Annotated in this window: 15 protein-coding genes; 6 read left to right on the top strand and 9 right to left on the bottom strand. The window is 71.4% G+C overall.

Translation table 11 applies throughout. The annotated features are described in order from the left end of the window. Positions 1-200: 200 nt before the first annotated feature. Positions 201-1487, top strand: a complete 1287-nt coding sequence (locus Psi01_RS20930; protein WP_239127884.1) for a PP2C family protein-serine/threonine phosphatase — start codon at positions 201-203, stop codon at positions 1485-1487. Between the two features lie 219 nt (positions 1488-1706). Here Psi01_RS20930 and Psi01_RS20925 read toward each other — a convergent pair whose 3' ends face one another. Further along, a complete protein-coding gene (locus Psi01_RS20925) occupies positions 1707-2195 on the bottom strand; it encodes a DUF6326 family protein (protein ID WP_204065743.1) in 489 nt (162 codons plus the stop codon). 404 nt (positions 2196-2599) lie between these two features. On the opposite strand from Psi01_RS20925, the gene Psi01_RS20920 reads away from it, so the two are divergent. The 3 genes from Psi01_RS20920 to Psi01_RS20910 all read left to right on the top strand — a co-directional run bounded on the left by Psi01_RS20920 (position 2600) and on the right by Psi01_RS20910 (position 4405). After that, positions 2600-3250 carry a TetR/AcrR family transcriptional regulator C-terminal domain-containing protein gene (locus tag Psi01_RS20920; protein ID WP_239127883.1) on the top strand — a complete coding sequence of 217 codons (651 nt, stop codon included), beginning with the start codon at positions 2600-2602 and terminating at the stop codon, positions 3248-3250. A gap of 23 nt (positions 3251-3273) precedes the next feature. Further along, on the top strand, positions 3274-3966 hold the full coding sequence (locus tag Psi01_RS20915) for a transposase (RefSeq protein ID WP_204065741.1): 693 nt from the start codon (positions 3274-3276) through the stop codon (positions 3964-3966). A gap of 109 nt (positions 3967-4075) precedes the next feature. Continuing rightward, positions 4076-4405, top strand: coding sequence for a hypothetical protein (locus Psi01_RS20910; protein ID WP_204065740.1), 330 nt, complete (start codon positions 4076-4078; stop codon positions 4403-4405). 81 nt (positions 4406-4486) lie between these two features. Here Psi01_RS20910 and Psi01_RS20905 read toward each other — a convergent pair whose 3' ends face one another. Continuing rightward, positions 4487-5449 (bottom strand): zinc-binding dehydrogenase, encoded by a 963-nt coding sequence (locus Psi01_RS20905; protein WP_204065739.1) that lies wholly within the window; start codon positions 5447-5449, stop codon positions 4487-4489. Positions 5450-5666: 217 nt separating this feature from the next. Between Psi01_RS20905 and ygiD the strand changes: the two genes are divergently transcribed. After that, the gene (ygiD, locus tag Psi01_RS20900; protein ID WP_239127882.1) at positions 5667-6575 is read left to right on the top strand and encodes a 4,5-DOPA-extradiol-dioxygenase; all 909 of its coding nucleotides are present in this window, start codon (positions 5667-5669) and stop codon (positions 6573-6575) included. An 8-nt stretch (positions 6576-6583) separates the two neighbouring features. Here ygiD and Psi01_RS20895 read toward each other — a convergent pair whose 3' ends face one another. Then, positions 6584-7585 (bottom strand): alpha/beta fold hydrolase, encoded by a 1002-nt coding sequence (locus Psi01_RS20895; RefSeq protein ID WP_239127881.1) that lies wholly within the window; start codon positions 7583-7585, stop codon positions 6584-6586. A 94-nt stretch (positions 7586-7679) separates the two neighbouring features. Between Psi01_RS20895 and Psi01_RS20890 the strand changes: the two genes are divergently transcribed. Further along, positions 7680-8543, top strand: a complete 864-nt coding sequence (locus tag Psi01_RS20890; protein WP_204065738.1) for a TetR/AcrR family transcriptional regulator — start codon at positions 7680-7682, stop codon at positions 8541-8543. A gap of 690 nt (positions 8544-9233) precedes the next feature. Here the strand turns inward: Psi01_RS20890 and araA are convergent. Genes araA through Psi01_RS20860 form a run of 6 tightly spaced genes read right to left on the bottom strand, consistent with a single transcriptional unit; the run spans position 9234 to position 16950 of the window. Then, on the bottom strand, positions 9234-10730 hold the full coding sequence (araA, locus tag Psi01_RS20885; protein ID WP_204065737.1) for an L-arabinose isomerase: 1497 nt from the start codon (positions 10728-10730) through the stop codon (positions 9234-9236). Then, positions 10727-11395 carry an L-ribulose-5-phosphate 4-epimerase gene (locus tag Psi01_RS20880; protein WP_239127880.1) on the bottom strand — a complete coding sequence of 223 codons (669 nt, stop codon included), beginning with the start codon at positions 11393-11395 and terminating at the stop codon, positions 10727-10729. Before Psi01_RS20880 ends, araA begins: the two co-directional genes overlap by 4 nt. Then, positions 11392-13092 carry a ribulokinase gene (araB, locus tag Psi01_RS20875; protein ID WP_204065736.1) on the bottom strand — a complete coding sequence of 567 codons (1701 nt, stop codon included), beginning with the start codon at positions 13090-13092 and terminating at the stop codon, positions 11392-11394. Before araB ends, Psi01_RS20880 begins: the two co-directional genes overlap by 4 nt. Before the next feature lie 17 nt (positions 13093-13109). Continuing rightward, on the bottom strand, positions 13110-14171 hold the full coding sequence (gene yjfF, locus Psi01_RS20870; RefSeq protein ID WP_204065735.1) for a galactofuranose ABC transporter, permease protein YjfF: 1062 nt from the start codon (positions 14169-14171) through the stop codon (positions 13110-13112). Beyond that, complete coding sequence (locus Psi01_RS20865) at positions 14168-15430, bottom strand: ABC transporter permease (RefSeq protein ID WP_239127879.1); 1263 nt, start codon at positions 15428-15430, stop codon at positions 14168-14170. The genes yjfF and Psi01_RS20865 overlap by 4 nt, the downstream gene beginning before the upstream one ends. After that, positions 15427-16950 (bottom strand): sugar ABC transporter ATP-binding protein, encoded by a 1524-nt coding sequence (locus Psi01_RS20860; protein ID WP_204065734.1) that lies wholly within the window; start codon positions 16948-16950, stop codon positions 15427-15429. The genes Psi01_RS20865 and Psi01_RS20860 overlap by 4 nt, the downstream gene beginning before the upstream one ends. Positions 16951-17002: the final 52 nt, after the last annotated feature.

The following is a 17002-nucleotide window of genomic DNA, read 5'->3' as shown; positions in this document are numbered from 1 at the left end:
CACGGCCCCGGTACGGCCCGCCGTACCGGGGCCTCCGCGTGTCGGCTGGATGCGACCGGTCGCATCCTGGTAGACACCGGACACCGCCGAATCGTGTGAGCCTCGTCCCTTCAGGGAAGTGCCGGACGGTAGAGGGCCGGCCGAGCCCGGTCGCCGGCCGCCCGACGAACAGGAGGCGACCGATGGGAGGGAGGGAGCCGATGTCCGGCGACGGTGAGCAGACATCCGGCTACAGCGGACAGTTGCCCGGCGACGGTGAGCAGATGCTCGGCGAACTGATCGCCGCCCACCACCTGACCTCGGTGGAGGAGCTTCCCGGCATGATCGTCAAGCACGCCGGACCGGCCGGTTTCTCCGAGGTCATGCTGTACCTGGCCGACCTGCAGAACCAGTTCCTGGTGCCATTGCCCGGTCAGCACGACCCCGACGGCAAGGAGCTGGAGCGCCTGCGCATCGACGCCACCGTGGCCGGGCGGGCCTTCCGCACCCTGGAGATCGTGCAGGTCCGCCGCACCGACGACACCGAGCCCGCACCCTCGCACCCGATCACCGACGAGGAGTCCCGGCAGCTGTGGGCGCCGCTGCTGGACGGCACCGAACGCATCGGCGTGCTGGGCATAACCGCCGCCACCGGCGGTGAGACCGTCCGGTGGCAGGCCGCCCAGCTGGCCTCCCTGGTGGCGCTGATCCTGTCCAGCAAGCGTGCCACCAGCGACACCTACGCCCGCCTGGTGCGCACCCAGCCGATGGAGCTGTCGGCCGAGGTGCTGTGGACGCTGCTGCCGATCAGTACCTTCGCCACCGAGCGCGTGGTGATCAGCGCCGCCCTGGAGCCCGCCTACTCCGTGGGCGGGGACGCCTTCGACTACGCGCTGGCCGATGACACCCTGCACCTGTCGATCTTCGACGCCATGGGGCACGACACCGCCGCCGGGCTGACCGCCACCATCGCCATGGGCGCCTGCCGCAACAACCGCCGCCAGGACACCGGTCTGCGGGCCGTCGGTGAGGCGATCGACGCCGCGATCGTCGAGCAGTTCGGCGGCGCCCGCTTCGCCACCGGCATCCTGGCCGACCTCGACACCCGCACCGGAGCGCTGACCTGGATCAACCGGGGGCACCATCCGCCGCTGGTGCTGCGCGGCGGGCGCTGGGTGGCCACGCTGGAGGCCGAGCCCGACCCGCCGATGGGCCTGGGCATGGAGACGTTCACCGAGCCGTCGCGCTACCAGCTGGAGCCCGGGGACCGGCTGCTGTTCTACACCGACGGCGTCATAGAGGCCCAGAGCCCCGACGGGCAGGAGTTCGGCCTGGAGCGCTTCGCCGACTTCGTCATCCGCCGCGAGGCCGACGGCGTATCGCCGCCTGAGACGCTGCGCCGCCTGATCCAGAGCCTCCTCGAGCACCAGCAGGGCCGGCTCCAGGACGACGCCACCGTGCTGCTGGTGGAGTGGCGCACCGAGCAGCAGGAGCAGCTGCTGCTGTGAGTCCCCGGGAGTCCTTGGAGTCCCGGGGCCTCTAGACCCGGAGCCCCCGAGACTGACAGGCCGGTGAGCCGGCGGGCCGGCTCTCGGACCTCTCGGACCTCTCGGACCTCTCGGAGGGCTTAAGCGAGCCAATGCCCCTTTCGTCGTTGCGGTTGGTTGGACGAGGTCTGCTGGTCGGTCAGCCACCGTTTGGCCTACGGGCGCGGCTGGCGCGGACGCCTACCGTCGAAGGTCCTGTCGAAGGTCGGTCGTCGCGGGACCGGCTGGGAAGGCGGGGCTTCGAGGCCAGGTCCAGGCGGAGCGCAGGATGAAGGCCAGGAGCAGCACCTCGATTCCGATGGAGAGGCCGTAGAAGGGGGCCCAGTCCCAGGACTCCCCTGCCGCGTTGAACACCGAGTAGGGGATGTAGAGCGATGCAACGACGAGGTTCGTGGCGCGGTTCACCCGGGCGGGCAGCGTCATGGAGAGCATCACCATCAGGGCCGGGATCGCCATGGACGCGAGCATCATGGTCAACAACGTCGGGCTGATGTCGAACTCAAAGACGACGCCGGCGCGGAGGTTGTCGATGACGCCGGGCTTGTGGAGGTGGAAGTAGTCGACGTAGATGTAGAGGAACATGAGGCTGGTCCACGCGGCGGCGAGCTTGGCCCGCACGGGGACCGGCCGATTGTCGAGCAGGTTCGGGGTTTTCGTTCGGATGGTCATCGGTTCTTCTTTCGAGAGGAGCGGTCCCTCCGCCGGAGTGGCGGCAGGGATGTACCGAGGCCGCGCCCACCTGGACGAGCACATCGCCCCGACCGGGCAGCGGTAGCCCGGACCTCGGACGACTCGAGCGCTGAGGGCAGGCCGTAGCGGTGCCGGTCGGCGGCCCGCATCGTCGTCGCCCCCGGCGGACCCGCCCCCGGCGCCAGGCGTACTCCGGCACTCGATCGCTGTTCGATTCCCACAGAAGCCTCCTCACGTCCGAGCTACGACTCCCGCCGGTTCGTACATCGTACGTCGTACGATGTACTATGAATAGTACGCTGTACCAAGACCGTGCGCCGGACGATTGTCAAGCCGCTCGAGCGAGCGAGAGGAGACCCGTGTCTGCGAGGGAACGACGCCAGGTGGCGTCAGACGCGGCGCTGAGCAGGAAACGGGTGGTGGCCGAGGCGGTCCGGCTCGCCGACCTCGAGGGGGTCGGGGGGCTGAGCATGCGCCGGCTGGCTGGCGCGCTCGGCGCGGGCGCGATGTCGCTCTACTACTACGTGGCGAGCAAGGAGGAGTTGCTGGACGCCATGATCGACGTCGTGTTCGAGGAGATCGAGCTCCCGCCCGAAGAGACCGACTGGCAGTCAGCGATGCGACGTCGGGCGATATCCGCCCGACAGGTTCTCGGACGCCACCCGTGGGCGATCGGCCTGATGGAGTCGCGGACATCGCCGGGGCCCGCGAACCTCCGCCACCGCGAAGCGGTCACCGCCTGCCTGCGGAGGGCCGGCTTCCCGGTCTTGATGGCGACGCACGCCAACTGGTTGCTCGACAGCTACGTCTACGGTTTCGCCCTGCAGGAAGCCAGCCTGCCGTTCGACACCGCCGATGGGTTCGCGGACATGGCCGAGGACGTCTTCCTGCCCCAGCTTCCTCCTGACGAGTTCCCCTACCTCAACGAGTCCGCCGCGGTGCTCGCCGCTGCCGGCTACGACCCGGCGGAGGAGTTCACCTTCGGCCTCGACCTCGTCCTAGCCGCCCTCGAACCCCTGAGAGTGCCCAAGTGAGCCTCCATCCGTGATGTCGTTATGTGATCGCGTGGATTTGTGGTGTTACCGCCAGTCTGCGGGTCCATCTTCCCCATGACCTGCCGCCCAAGGGCGCGACGTACTACTACTTCGCCAAATGGCGCGACGACGGCACCGACAAGACGATCCACGACCTGCTGCGCCGGCACCTGCGCGAGAAGAAGAAGCGATTAGCCGACCCGGGCCTGGTCGTGCTGGACACCCAAAGCGTCCACGTCGCGGCCGGGGTCCCCGCCGGAACGACCGGCCGGGACGTCGCCAAGAAGGTGCCGGGACGCAAGCGAGGCCTGGCCGTAGACGTGCTGGGCCTGGTCATCACGGTCGTCGCGCTCGCGGCCTCAGCCCACGAGAACGCCGCCGGGATCGCCCTGCCGGACCGGGTCGCCGCCGTCACCGAGGGAAGCGTGACCAAGGCGCTGGTCGACCAGGGATTCAAGAACGCGGTCGCCGCCCATGGCGCCGGCCTGGGAATCGACGTGGACATCGTCGAACGCAACCGGTCCGACAAGGGATTCGTGCCCCAGCCGAAACGATGGGTCGTCGAGCAGACCTACGGGATCTTGATGTTCCACCGGCGCCCGGTCCGCGACTACGAGCATCTCCCATCGAGTTCCGAATCACGGGTTTACTGGGCGATGACGGATGTGATGTCCCGGCGTCCGACCCCTTCGACGCCGTCGTGGCGGTGGACGTGACCAGGCCCGATACCCGCCCGATCCCGGAACCTGGCTCGCGGACCGGCTGGATGCCCGAGAACAGGCCCTGACCCGCCGGATCGAGCAGACCCAGACCGACATCGACTCCTTGACCGCGCGGCTCGGTGAGCTCAGCCGGGAGGCCGAGCATGTGCGGATCAGCCGCAAGACGCTCCTGTCCCTCGCTGAAGCGGACCCCGCTCCGGCCGAACCGGACGCGCCGCGGCTGGTCGGCTTCGATCATCCCTACTACCAGCAGATCCTCACCGTCTTCGGCCAGGCCGAGGGCTCTCTACGCGCCCGCGACCTGGCGCTGGCGATGGGCCTGCCCCTGACGCCCAACGGCATCCGAAACGTCCGCGCCAAGCTCGAACGCCTGGCCAGCCGCGCCATCCTCGTCGAAACCGGGCCCGGCTTGTTCACCCAGCCGCACCCGTAGACCGAACAGAGCGACCCACCGACCCGCAGACCTCATCCAACCGCGACGACGAAAGGGGGCATCAGCTCGCGTAACGCACTCTCAGACCTCTCGGACCTCCAGCAGGGTCTTGCCGACGGTGGCCCTCGACTGGATGGCGGCGTGGGCGTCGGCCGCCCGCTCCAGCGGGAAGCGCTGCCCGATCACCGGGCGCAGCCGGCCGGCCGCGGCCTCGGCGAGCGCGCTCTCGGTGAACCCGCGCATCTCCTCAGGGGAGGCCTGCGCCCGTACCAGGCTCACCCCGCGCTCCGCGGCGGTCTCCTCCGGGATGCTCGCCCACTGCCCGCTCGCGAGCCCGAAGCTGAGCATCCGCCCGCCCCGGCCGAGCAGCTCGAACGCCGAGAGCGCGACCGCGCCGCCGACCCCGTCGAAGACGACGTCGACCCCGCCCGTCGCCTCGCGCACCCGGTCCACCCAGTCCGGCTCCAGATAGTCGATCGCCGCGTCCGCGCCGAGATCGCGGGCCAGCGCCACCTTGCGCGCGCCGCCGGCCACGGCGACGACCTCGGCGCCGGCCGCCGCGGCCAGCTGGACCAGCAGGGTGCCCACCCCGCCCGCGGCGGCCTCGACCAGCACGCGCTCCCCCGCGCGCACCCCGGCGGCCCGCAGCATCATGGTCGCCGTACGACCGTCGGCCAGCAGCGCCACGGCGGCGTCCAGCTCCAGGCCGTCCGGGACCTCGATCAGACCGCCGGCGTCGACCGCGACGCGCTCGGCGTACCCGCCGGAGCCGCCGGTGCCGGTGACCACCCGCCTGCCGACCAGGGCCTCATCCACTCCCACGCCGACCGCCGTGACCACCCCGCCGACGCCGTTGCCCGGGATCATCGGCAGCTCCGGCCGGAACGGCCCGGCCCCGCCGGCGCGGAGCTGGGTCTCCACGAAGGTGATGTTGACGAACGCCACCTCGACCAGCGCCTGCCCGGGCCCGGCCACCGGATCGGGCGTCTCCGCCACGACCAGCACCTCGGGCCCGCCGAACTCCTTCAACCACACCGCACGCATCAGTCCGCTCCTCCGGCTCGATTTCCGTGATCAAGCCTGCGACCTCAACCGCTCTTGAGGTCAAGCGGTCCCCGCCCACCGGGGAGCGCGCCTCCGCGGCGGGCGGACGCGGCCGGGCTAGCCTGGCCGTACGGCAGGCCGTACGGCCGGGCCGTGCGGGGCCGCACAGAGGGTCGCACAGGGGGCACAGGGGCCGTACGGGAGGCGGGGGCGAGCGGTGACGGAGACGACAGAGACCATCGGTGCCGCGGAGGCCGCCGGTGACACGGCGCCGCACATGATGCCCGCGGCGTTCTTCGGGCACGGCAGCCCGATGAACGCGCTGGAGAGCAACCGCTACACCCAGGCGTGGCGGGCCTTCGGTGAGGCGGTCCCGCGGCCGCGCGCCGTGCTGGTGATCTCGGCACACTGGTACATCAACGCCACCGCCGTCACTGCGATGCCCCGTCCCCGCACCATCCACGACTTCTACGGCTTCCCCCAGCGCCTGTTCGACGTCGACTATCCCGCCCCCGGCCTGCCGGAGCTGACCGAGGAGATCGCCGACACCGTCCGCCCCACCTGGGTGGGCGCCGACATCGACAGCTGGGGCATCGACCACGGCACCTGGTCGGTCCTGGTGCACGCCTTCCCGCTGGCGGACGTCCCGGTCGTGCAGCTGAGCATCAACGCCGACAAGGACTTCGGCTATCACCTCGACCTCGGCGCCCGGCTCGCGCCGCTGCGCGAGCGCGGGGTGCTGATCGCCGGGAGCGGCAACGTCGTGCACAACCTGCGCGGCATGAACGGCGCACTGCCCGACAGCGGTTACGACTGGGCGCAGCGCTTCGACGAGCAGGCCAAGGAGACGATGCTCGGCGATCCCGTCGCCGCCGCCTCCCTCGACGGCCACCGCGACTTCGGGCGCGCCGTACCCACGCCCGACCACTTCATCCCGCTGCTCTATCTCGCCGGACTGGCCGGCACCGAGGGCGGCACCACCGAGGTCCTCGTGGACGGGTACGCCTACGGCTCGTTGTCCATGACCGCCTACACCCTCGGGCTGACCTGCCCCGGGGCCGCCGACGGCACCGGGCCCGCGGCTCCGCTGCCCGACGGCGTGCCCCCCGACGGGTCGAACATCTGACCCGTCGATCAGCGGCCGGCCAGCGCGGAATCGAGCCAGGGACGCAGGACGGGCAGGACGTGCCCGGGCTGCATGGCCTGCGTGTGGTCGAGGCCGTCCAGCACCCGCACCTCCCAGCCGAGGGACTCCAGCTCCGCGCGCTGCCCGGCGAACGGACCGGCGATGTCCACCACCACGCCGCCCCAGCGCTCGTCGTAGGTGATCGTGTCGGCCGACCCGGCGAAGCACAGGCGCGGGCAGGTGAGCCGCTCCTGGACGGCCCGGTCGTCGAACCCCCGGAGCGCCCGGTACAGCGTGACGAACTGCCGGGTCTGCGGCTCGGTCATCGTCATCTCCGAGGCCGACCAGTCGTAGTCGTCCGTGCTCTGCGGAGCCTGCGTGTCCTGTGCCGTCCATCCGGAGGTGCCGGCTGCGGCGGCGGAGGCGTCAGCGTCGGGCGCCTCGGTCCCGGCCGTGCCGGTGCCGGACGCGTCGGTGCCGGCCGCTTCAGTCCCGGACGCGTCGGCGCCGGGGGCTTCAGTCCCGGACGGGGAGACCGCCAGTTCGTGGGTCGCCTCGGTGACCCGCAGCATCTGCGCGTACGGCCCGTCGATCGGCGGGAATCCGCCCATGACCAGCGCCGACAGGCGGTCGGTGCGGATCGCCAGCTGCAGCCCGCTCAAGGCCAGCCACGAGTATCCGTAGTAGGCGAACCGGTCGGCGCCGACCGCGTCGGCCACGGCGAGGATGTCGTCGGCGATGGCCTGCGGGGTCAGGCTGTCCGGCTTGGGATTGGCCAGGACGTGGCCCTCGTAGTCGAAGGCGACCACCCGGAACGCGTCGGCGAGCCCGTCGATGAGGGAACGGCCCAGGGCGGGGTCCATCCCCCACCGGCGCAGCTCGTCGGCCTTGGCCCCCTCGGCGGGGCGCGGGTTCACCGGCAGCAGCACGACGGGGCCGGTGCCGTACGACTCCACCTCGATGCCGCTTCCGTCGTGCAGTTTCGCTTCGGTCAGCTTCGCTTCGCCCATCGGATGCCTCCACCTCCGGTCCATCGGATGACGACGGTAATCCCGTATGCTGTAGATCGATACGATAATACCTTACGCCATAAGGAGTTCGACGGTGAGCATCTTCGCCGGCCAGGGAGACGCGGGCCGGTCGATGGCCCTGCTGTGGGCGCCCCGGGCCCAGGCCACGGGCTCGTCGCCGGGGCCCAAGCCCACGCTGAGCGTCGAGGCGATCGTGGAGGCGGGCATCGCGGTGGCCGACGCCGACACCCTGGCGGGGCTGTCGATGCGCACCGTGGCCCAGCGGCTCGGGCGCTCCTCCATGGCCCTGTACACCTACGTGCCCGGCAAGGCGGAACTGCTGGACCTGATGTACGACCGGGTGCACGCCGAGATGCCGCCCGCCCGGAACCTGGGCGGCTCAGGTGGAGACTTGGGCGGGGGCCCGGACGGGGGCCCGGACGGAGGATGGCGGGAGGCGGTGACGGCGTGGGCCCGGGAACTGTGGTCGCTCTATCTGCGGCACCCGTGGGTGGTGCAGGTGTCCTACGCGCGCCCTGTCCTCGGCCCCAACGAGCAGGCCGTCATGGAGCAGCTGGTGGGCATCCTGTACGGCGCCGGCCTCGACGCCGGGACGCTGCGCGGGACGGTGACCGCGCTGTTCCACTTCGTCCGCGGGACGGCGCAGACCGTGGCCGAGGCACGGCTCGCCGCGGCGGCGACCGGCGTGTCCGACCAGGAGTGGTGGGCCGGCCGCTCGGCCCTGCTGAGTGAGCTGGCGCCCGACTTCGCCGAACGCTTCCCCATGTCGGCCCGGCTCGCCGGGGAGACGGCGGCGGGACACGGGGACGGCGCCGTACAGGACCCGCCCGGGGACGACGCGGTGCCGTACCTGGAGCGGCAGATGGACCGTACGTTCACGGTCGGCCTCACCGTCCTGCTGGACGGGATCGAGGCGGCCGTCAGGGGCTGCGGCTGAAGGACGGGTACGGCGACGAGTATCGGGTGGTGATCCTGCCCGTAGGGCACATCCGTCCAGGTGGTGGGCGCGTCCATGGCGGGACGGGTATCGCCCACCCGTGGGGCACGTCCGTGGCCGGCCGCGTGTCGCCCACCCCGGCTGCGCCGCAGGGCAGCCGGGTGAGGGCGTCATGGAGAGGCAGGCGGGTACGGCGGCGGGTAACGGCTGGCGAATCTGCTGGCGAGGGGTCGGATTCAGGCGGCGGGCCCGTCCGCGGTGAGCCCGGTGTCGCCCACCCGTGAGCCACGTCCGTGGCCGGCCGCGTGTCGCCCACCCGGCTGCGCCTCACAACAACCGCACCTGCCCACACTCCCAGGGCACCGACTACCCCGGGACTCGACGAACGCCGAGTCCCGGGGACCATCCTCGATCACAGCCCACAAGTGATCACTGACCCCCCGACGGGACGTCAGGCTCATTCGCCCGGCCGCCGTACGGCGCAGCCCGGGCGGGCGACACCCGGCCCACCACGGACGCGCCCCACGGGCGGGCGGCACCCGACCCACCGGGGACGCCCCATCACTGGCCCAGCGCCCCGCGGGTGGCAGCCCGGCCCACTACGGCCCGCCCGGCGCGCACCGCCGTACCCGCCCCCCCTTCAGGACCCGCTCCTCCGATCAGGACAGGCCCTCAGAACCGGACAGGCCCTCAGAACCCCTGGGCCAGGCGGTAGTAGGCCTGGTTCCAGCGGATCTCCTTGGTGAACTGGCGGGTGGTGGTCCCGGCGTCGATGACCAGCAGCTCGACGCCGAGCATGTCGGCGAAGTCGGCGAGCTCCTCGGTGCCGACCGCGGACGAAAGCACGGTGTGGTGCGGGGCGCCGGCCGTCAGCCAGGCCTCGGCCGAGGTGCGCAGGTCCGGCCGGGGGCGCCACACGGCGCGGGCCACCGGCAGGCGGGGCAGCGGCTCGGCGGGGGCGACCACGTCGATCTCGTTGGCGACCAGCCGGAAGCGCTCGCCCATGTCCGCCAGGCCCACCACCACCGCGGGACCGGGCTGGGCGTCGAAGACCAGCCGGACCGGGTCCTCACGGCCGCCGATGCTCAGCGGGTGGATCTCGCACGACGGCGTGTTCGCGGCGATGGTCGGGCAGACCTCCAGCATGTGCGCGCCGAGGATGAGCTCCTGGCCCGGCACGAGGTGGTAGGTGTAGTCCTCCATGAACGACGTGCCGCCGTCCAGTCCGGCGGACATCACCTTCAGCGTGCGCAGCAGCACCGAGGTCTTCCAGTCGCCCTCGCCGCCGAAGCCGTACCCGTCGGCCATCAGCCGCTGCACGGCCAGGCCGGGCAGCTGGCGCAGGCCGCCGAGGTCCTCGAAGTTCGTGGTGAACGCCTTGAAGCCGCCGCTCTCCAGGAAGCCGCGCAGGCCGAGCTCGATCCGGGCGGCGTAGCGCAGGGAGTCGTGCCGGTCGCCGCCGGAGCGCAGCTCGGGGGCCATCTTGTAGAGGTCCTCGTACTCCGCGGTGAGCGTGTCCACCTCGGCGTCGGAGGCGGCATCGACCGCGGCCACCAGGTCGTTGACCCCGTAGGTGTTGACCGAGACCCCGAAGCGCCGCTGGGCCTCCACCTTGTCGCCCTCGGTGACGGCCACGTCGCGCATGTTGTCGCCGAACCTGGCCAGCTTGAGCGAGCCCACCTCGGCGCGCCCGGCCGCGGCCCGGGCCCAGGCCCCGATCCGCTCGGCGACCGACGGGTCGCTCACGTGCCCGGCGACGGTCTTGCGGGGCACGCCGAGCCGGGCCTGGATGTAGCCGAACTCGCGGTCGCCGTGGGCGGCCTGGTTCAGGTTCATGAAGTCCATGTCGATGGAGTCCCACGGCAACTCCATGTTGGCCTGGGTGTGCAGGTGCAGCAGCGGGGTGCGCAACGCGTCCAGGCCGGCGATCCACATCTTGGCCGGGGAGAAGGTGTGCATCCAGGCGACCACCCCGACGCACGCGTCCGAGGCGTTGGCCTCCAGGCACATCCGCCGGATCGCCTCGGCGTCGGTGAGCACCGGCTTCCACACCACGGTGAACGGCAGGGCCTCGTCCAGAGCCTCCGCGATCTGCCGGGACTGCTCGGCCACCTGCCGCAGCGTGGCCTCGCCGTACAGTCCCTGGCTGCCGGTGAGGAACCAGATCTCACGCTCGTGTCGGGTCAACGCGGACTCCTCTGTCCATAGACATTCTGGTAACGGTCGTACAGGCTGTCGATGTCCCCCTGCGGGATGGGCAGCGGCTCGCCCAGCTGCCGGGCGACGTGCACCGTCCGGGCGACGTCCTCGCACATCACGGCGGCCTTGACCGCCGCCTTGGCCGAGGCCCCGATGGTGAAGACCCCGTGGTTGCGCATCAGGACCGCCGGGGAGCGGCGCCCCTCCAGGGTGGCCACGATGCCCTTGCCGATGTCGTCGCCGCCGATCAGCGCGAACGGCCCGACCGGGATCTCGCCGCCGAACTCGTCGGCCATCGCGGTGAGCACGCACGGGATCGCCTCGCCGCGCGCCGCCCAGGCCGAGGCGTAGGTCGAGTGCGTGTGCACGACGCCGCCGACGTGCGGCATGGCCCGGTAGACGTAGGCGTGGGCGGCGGTGTCGCTGGATGGGGACAGCTCTCCCTCGACGAGGTTGCCGTCGAGGTCGCACACGACGATCGACTCCGGGGTCAGGTCGTCGTAGGAGACGCCGCTCGGCTTGATGACGAACAGGTCCTCCCCCGGCACCCGGCCCGAGACGTTGCCCGCGGTCCAGGCGACGAGGTTGTAGCGGACCAGCTCGTCGTGGAGGGCGCAGACGGTCTCCTTGAGCTCTCGCACCAGGGAGTTCACGCGCTCACCTCGTTCCGCAGGGCGCGCAGGCGGTGCAGAACGTCGTTGCCATGGGGGTGCTCTCCTCGTCCGAAATGGTCGTGCAGGTGGCAGTACTCGGCGTACAGCCGGTCGTAGGCGTCGGCGCGCCCGGCGTCGGGCACGTAGGCGGCCTCGGTGCGCTTGCCCATGGCCGCGGCGGCCTCCTCGATGCCCGGGTAGGCCCCGGCGGCGACGGCCGCGTGGATCGCCGAGCCGAGCGCCGGGCCCTGGTCCGAGCCGATCACCGAGATGGGCCGGCCCAGCACGTCGGCGTAGACCTGCATGAGGAAGCGGTTCTTCAGCAGGCCGCCGGCGGCGACGAACTCCTCCACCGGCACGCCGGAGTCCTCGAACGTCTCGACGATCATGCGGGCGCCGAAGGCGGTGGCCTCGATGAGCGCCCGGTAGGTGTGCTCGGGGCGGGTCGCGAGCGTCTGGCCGACGATCACCGCGGACAGGTCGTGGTCGACCAGGACCGACCGGTTGCCGTTGTGCCAGTCCAGCGCCACCAGGCCGTGCTCGCCGACCTTCTGCGCGGCGGCCAGCTCGGTGAGGTGCTCGTGCACGGTACGGCCCAGCCGCTCGGCCTCGCGTTCGTAGGAGCCGGGCACGCAGGTCTCGACGAACCAGCCGAAGATGTCGCCGACGCCGGACTGGCCGGCCTCGTAGCCCCACAGGCCCGGCACGATCCCGTCGCGCACCACGCCGCACATGCCCGGCACCTCGGCCAGGGAGTCGGACGACATGACGTGGCAGGTGGAGGTGCCCATGATGGCGACCATCTGGCCGGGCCGCACGGCGTCGGCGGCGGCGGCCGTGACGTGGGCGTCGACGTTGCCCACCGCGACGGCGATGCCCTCGGGCAGCTTGGTCCACTCGGCGGCCTCGGCCGTCAGGCGGCCCGCCAGGCCGCCGAGTGGAGCCAGTTCCCGGCCGAGCTTGCCGGTGAAACCGGCGAAGGCGGGATTGAGCTCGGCCAGGAAGTCCTCGGAGGGATAGTCCCCGTCCTGGTAGATCCCCTTGTATCCGGCGGTGCAGATGTTGCGGGTCTCCACCCCGGCCAGCTGCCAGATGATCCAGTCGGCGGCCTCGATCCAGCGCTCGGCCAGGTCGTAGACCTCCGGGTCCTCCTCCAGCACCTGCAGCGCCTTGGCGAACTCCCACTCGGAGGAGATCTTGCCGCCGTAGCGCGCCAGCCAGGACTCGCCGCGCGCGGCCGCCAGGGCGTTGATCCGGTCGGCGTGCGGCTGGGCGGAGTGGTGCTTCCAGAGCTTGGGCCAGGCGTGCGGCCGGGCGGCCAGCCCCTCGACCTCGCACAGCGGGGTTCCGCCGGCGGTGGCCGGCAGCACCGTGCAGGCCGTGAAGTCGGTGCCGATGCCGATGACCTGCGACGGGGAGACGCCGGAGACCGCCACCGCCTCGGGGACCGCGGTGCGCAGCACCTCGCGCCAGTCCTCGGGCGACTGCAGCGCCCAGTCCGGGCCCAGCCTCACGTCCGTGCCGGGCAGCCGGTCCTCGATCACGCGGTGGGCGTACTCGTGCACGGCGCTGCCCACCTCCGCGCCGTCGGAGACCCGCACCACGACGGCGCGGCCGGACAGCGTGCCGAAGTCGACGCCGACGACGTAGCTGTCGTTGTTAGCGCTCACAATTTCTCCAGGGTCAGAGGGGTCCATGGGGGCGCGGCCCGGCGTTACGAGCGCCGGGCCGTGATGAGGCGCTGGAGCAGGATGAAGACGAACAGCAGCATGCCGATGAAGATCTTCGTCCACCAGGAGCTCAGGGTGCCCTCGAAGCTGATGATCGTCTGGATCAGGCCGAGGACGAGGACGCCCAGCACGGTTCCCAGCACGTAACCCGATCCGCCGGTCAGCAGCGTGCCGCCGATGACCACCGCCGCGATCGCGTCCAGCTCCATGCCGACCGCGTGCAGGCCGTACCCGGAGAGCATGTAGAACGACAGCAGCACACCGCCGAGCGCGGAGCAGAAGCCGCTGATCGTGTAGACCGCGATCTTCGTACGGGCCACGGGCAGGCCCATCAGCATCGCGGACTGCTCGTTCCCGCCGACCGCGTAGACGTTGCGGCCCAGACGGGTGTAGTGCAGCACGTAGGTGGCGACCACGACCACCGCCAGGGCGATGAGGACGCTGGGCGAGATGAACATCTCGGCCGACAGGTCGATCCGCGTCTGGGCGATGGCGGTGTAGGTCTCGTCGGTGATCGGGATCGAGTCGGTGCCGATCGTGTAGCACAGGCCCCGCGCCAGGAACATCCCGGCCAGCGTGACGATGAACGGCTGGATGTCGAAGTAGTGGATGATGCTGCCCATCGCGAAGCCGAGCGCCGCGCCGATGAGCAGGACCAGCGGGATCACCACCAGCGGCGGCCAGCCCTGACCCGTCACCAGGCTCGCCGAGATCATCGTGGACAGCGCGACCACCGAGCCGACCGACAGGTCGATGCCGCCGGTGAGGATCACGAAGGTCATGCCGATCGCGACGACGAGCAGGAAGGCGTTGTCGATGAAGACGTTGAGCACGATCTGCCCCGAGGCGAAGGCCTCGTAGCGCATCCCGCCGACCACGAACATGGCCAGCAGCAGGGCGCCCGTCGCCATGACGGGGATGTACCTCTCCCTGCCGCGCAGCACCGCGGCGCGGGACGGACGGCCCGTGGCGCTCCCCTTGGGGCCGGAGGAGCCCGAGGAGCCGGAGGAACCGGAGGGGCCGGAGGTCGCGACGTCCGAACTCATGCCGGCACCTTCACCTTCGGATCGGCGCTCGTCGGCGACGCGCCCGGGCGCCGGCCGCGGCGGTGGAAGACCTTCTCGCGGAAGGCGGGGGACTGCAGGAGGCACACGACGGTCACCACGAGCGCCTTGAACAGCAGCGTGGTCTCCGGCGGGATGCCGACGGAGTAGATCGTGGTGGTCAGCGTCTGGATGACGAGCGCGCCGAGCACGGTGCCGCCGAGGGAGAAGCGGCCGCCGACGAGGGAGGTGCCGCCGATCACCACGGCGAGGATGGCGTCGAGCTCGATCCACAGGCCCGCGTTGTTGCCGTCGGCGCTGGAGACGTTCGAGCTGATCATCAGACCGGCGATGCCGGCGCACAGCGCGCAGAACGCGTAGACCGTGATGATCAGTCCGCGGGACCTGATGCCCGCCAGCCGGCTGGCGGTCGCGTTGCCGCCGACGGACTCGATGAGCAGGCCCAGGGCCAGCCGGCGGGTGAGGAACGCGGTGATCGCCAGGACGGCCGCCACGACGATGATGCCGAACGGCAGGGTGAGCCAGTAGCCGCCGCCGATGAGCTTGTAGGGGCTGCTGTTGATCGTGATGATCTGACCGTCGGTGATCAGCTGGGCGAGGCCGCGGCCGGCCACCATGAGGATCAGCGTGGCGATGATCGGCTGGATCCCGAAGCCCGCCACCAGGAAGCCGTTCCACAGGCCCAGCACCAGCGACAGGCCCAGCGCCAGGCCGACGGCGACGAGCACGCCGCCCACGTCCTGCTGGTCGCCCAGGCCGCTGATCCACAGGCAGGACAGCGCTCCGGAGATCGCCACCACCGAGCCGACCGACAGGTCGATGCCGCCGGTGGCGATGACGAGGGTCATGCCGACCGCGACCAGGATCAGCGGCGCGCCGAACCTGGCGATGTCGACGAGGCTGCCGTAGAGGTGGCCGTCCTTCATCTGGATCGACAGGAAGCCGGGCGTGAACAGCACGTTGGCCAGCAGCAGCAGAGCCAGCACGACGCCGGGCCAGAACAGCCGGTGCCCGATCACGGCGGTCAGGCCCGCCTTACGGCCCGGGCGGGCCGCGGCGGTCGCGGTGGGCGCGGCAGCCGTGTCGGTCGTGCCGGTCGCGGCAGCCGGGTCGGTCGCAGCGGTCTCGGGAGCCGCCTCGGATGAGCCGGACCGGGCCACGGTCACGGACGGGTCGGCCCCCGTCCCGGGCTCGGCGGGGTCCGCGCCGGTCATGGGCGGACGTCCGGTGGGAGCGGTCATGTACGGCCTCCGCTCGCGATGGTCTCCATCAGGACTCCGGTGGTCAGGTCGTCGTCGTTGGGCAGCTCGGCCACCAGCCGGCGGTCGCGCAGGACGCCGACCTTGTGGCTGAGGCGCAGCACCTCCTCCAGCTCGGCGGAGATGAACAGCACCGCCATGCCTCCGTCGGCCAGGGAGGCGACCAGGCGCTGGATCTCGGCCTTGGCCCCGACGTCGATGCCCCGGGTGGGCTCGTCGAGGATGAGCAGCCGCGGCTCGACGATGAGCCAGCGGGCCAGCAGCACCTTCTGCTGGTTGCCGCCGCTGAGGTTCTTCACGAGCTGGTCGGGGTTGGCGGGGCTGATCCTCAGCGCCTGGATGTACTTGTCGACCAGCTCGTCCTGCCGGCGGCGCGGGATCGGCCGGGACCACCCGCGGGCGGCCTGCAGGGCCAGGACGATGTTCTCCCGGACGGTGAGGTCGGGGATCAGTCCCTCGGCCCGGCGGTTCTCCGAGCAGAAGGCGATCCCGCGGGCCGTGGCGGCCCGGGGGGTGCGCAGCGCCACCGGCGTGCCGCCGACGGACACCTCCCCCGTGGTGGCGTGGTCGGCCCCGAACAGCAGGCGCGCCACCTCGGTGCGGCCCGAGCCGAGCAGCCCGGCCAGGCCGACCACCTCGCCCTCGTGGATGGTGAGCGTGAACGGCTCGACGGATCCGGAGCGGCCCAGCGAGCGCGCCTCCACGAAGGGCTGCGAGCGCTCGACGGCCTCCAGCTCCTTGGGCTTCTCGTCGAGCTCGGTCAGGTCCTCGAGCTCCTTGCCGATCATCTTGCCGACCAGTTCGACCTGGCCGAGCTCGCTGGTGAGGTACTCCCCCACCAGCCTGCCGTTGCGCAGGATCGTCATGCGGTCGGCGATCTCGTAGATCTGGTCGAGGAAGTGCGAGACGAACAGGATCGCGATGCCCTCGTCCTTGAGCCGGCGCATCACCCGGAACAGCTGCTCGACCTCGCCGGCGTCGAGGCTGGAGGTCGGCTCGTCCAGGACGAGGACCCGGGCGGAGATGTCGACGGCGCGGGCGATGGCGACCATCTGCTGGACGGCCAGGGAGTAGGCCGACAGGGGCGCCGTCACGTCGATGTCGAGGTCGAGCCTGCCCAGCAGCTGGGAGGCCCGCCGCCGCATCTCCCGCCAGCGGATCCGGCCCAGGCGGCGCGGCTCGCGGCCGATGAAGATGTTCTCCGCCACCGAGAGGTTCGCGCAGAGGTTGACCTCCTGGTAGACCGTGCTGATGCCGGCCTGCTGCGCCTGCAGGGGGTTGGCGAAGGCGACCTTCGCGCCGTCCAGAGTGATCTCTCCGGCGTCGATGTCGTAGACCCCGGTGAGGACCTTGATCAGGGTCGACTTGCCGGCGCCGTTCTCCCCCATCAGGGCGTGCACCTCTCCCGGCATGAGCCGGAAGTCGACGTCGCTCAGCGCCCTGACGCCGGGGAACTCTTTGCAGATCCCGCTCATCCGCAGGATCGGGACGGGTGGGGCCATGCGGCGTCCCTTCCTCGGGGGGAACGGGCCGCTCCGAAGTGCGAGTTCGGAG

It is taken from the genome of Paraplanobispora siamensis (genome assembly GCF_016863175.1).
Classification (GTDB): Bacteria; Actinomycetota; Actinomycetes; order Streptosporangiales; family Streptosporangiaceae; genus Planobispora; species Planobispora siamensis.
This window is presented reverse-complemented; position numbering and strand designations above follow the sequence as displayed.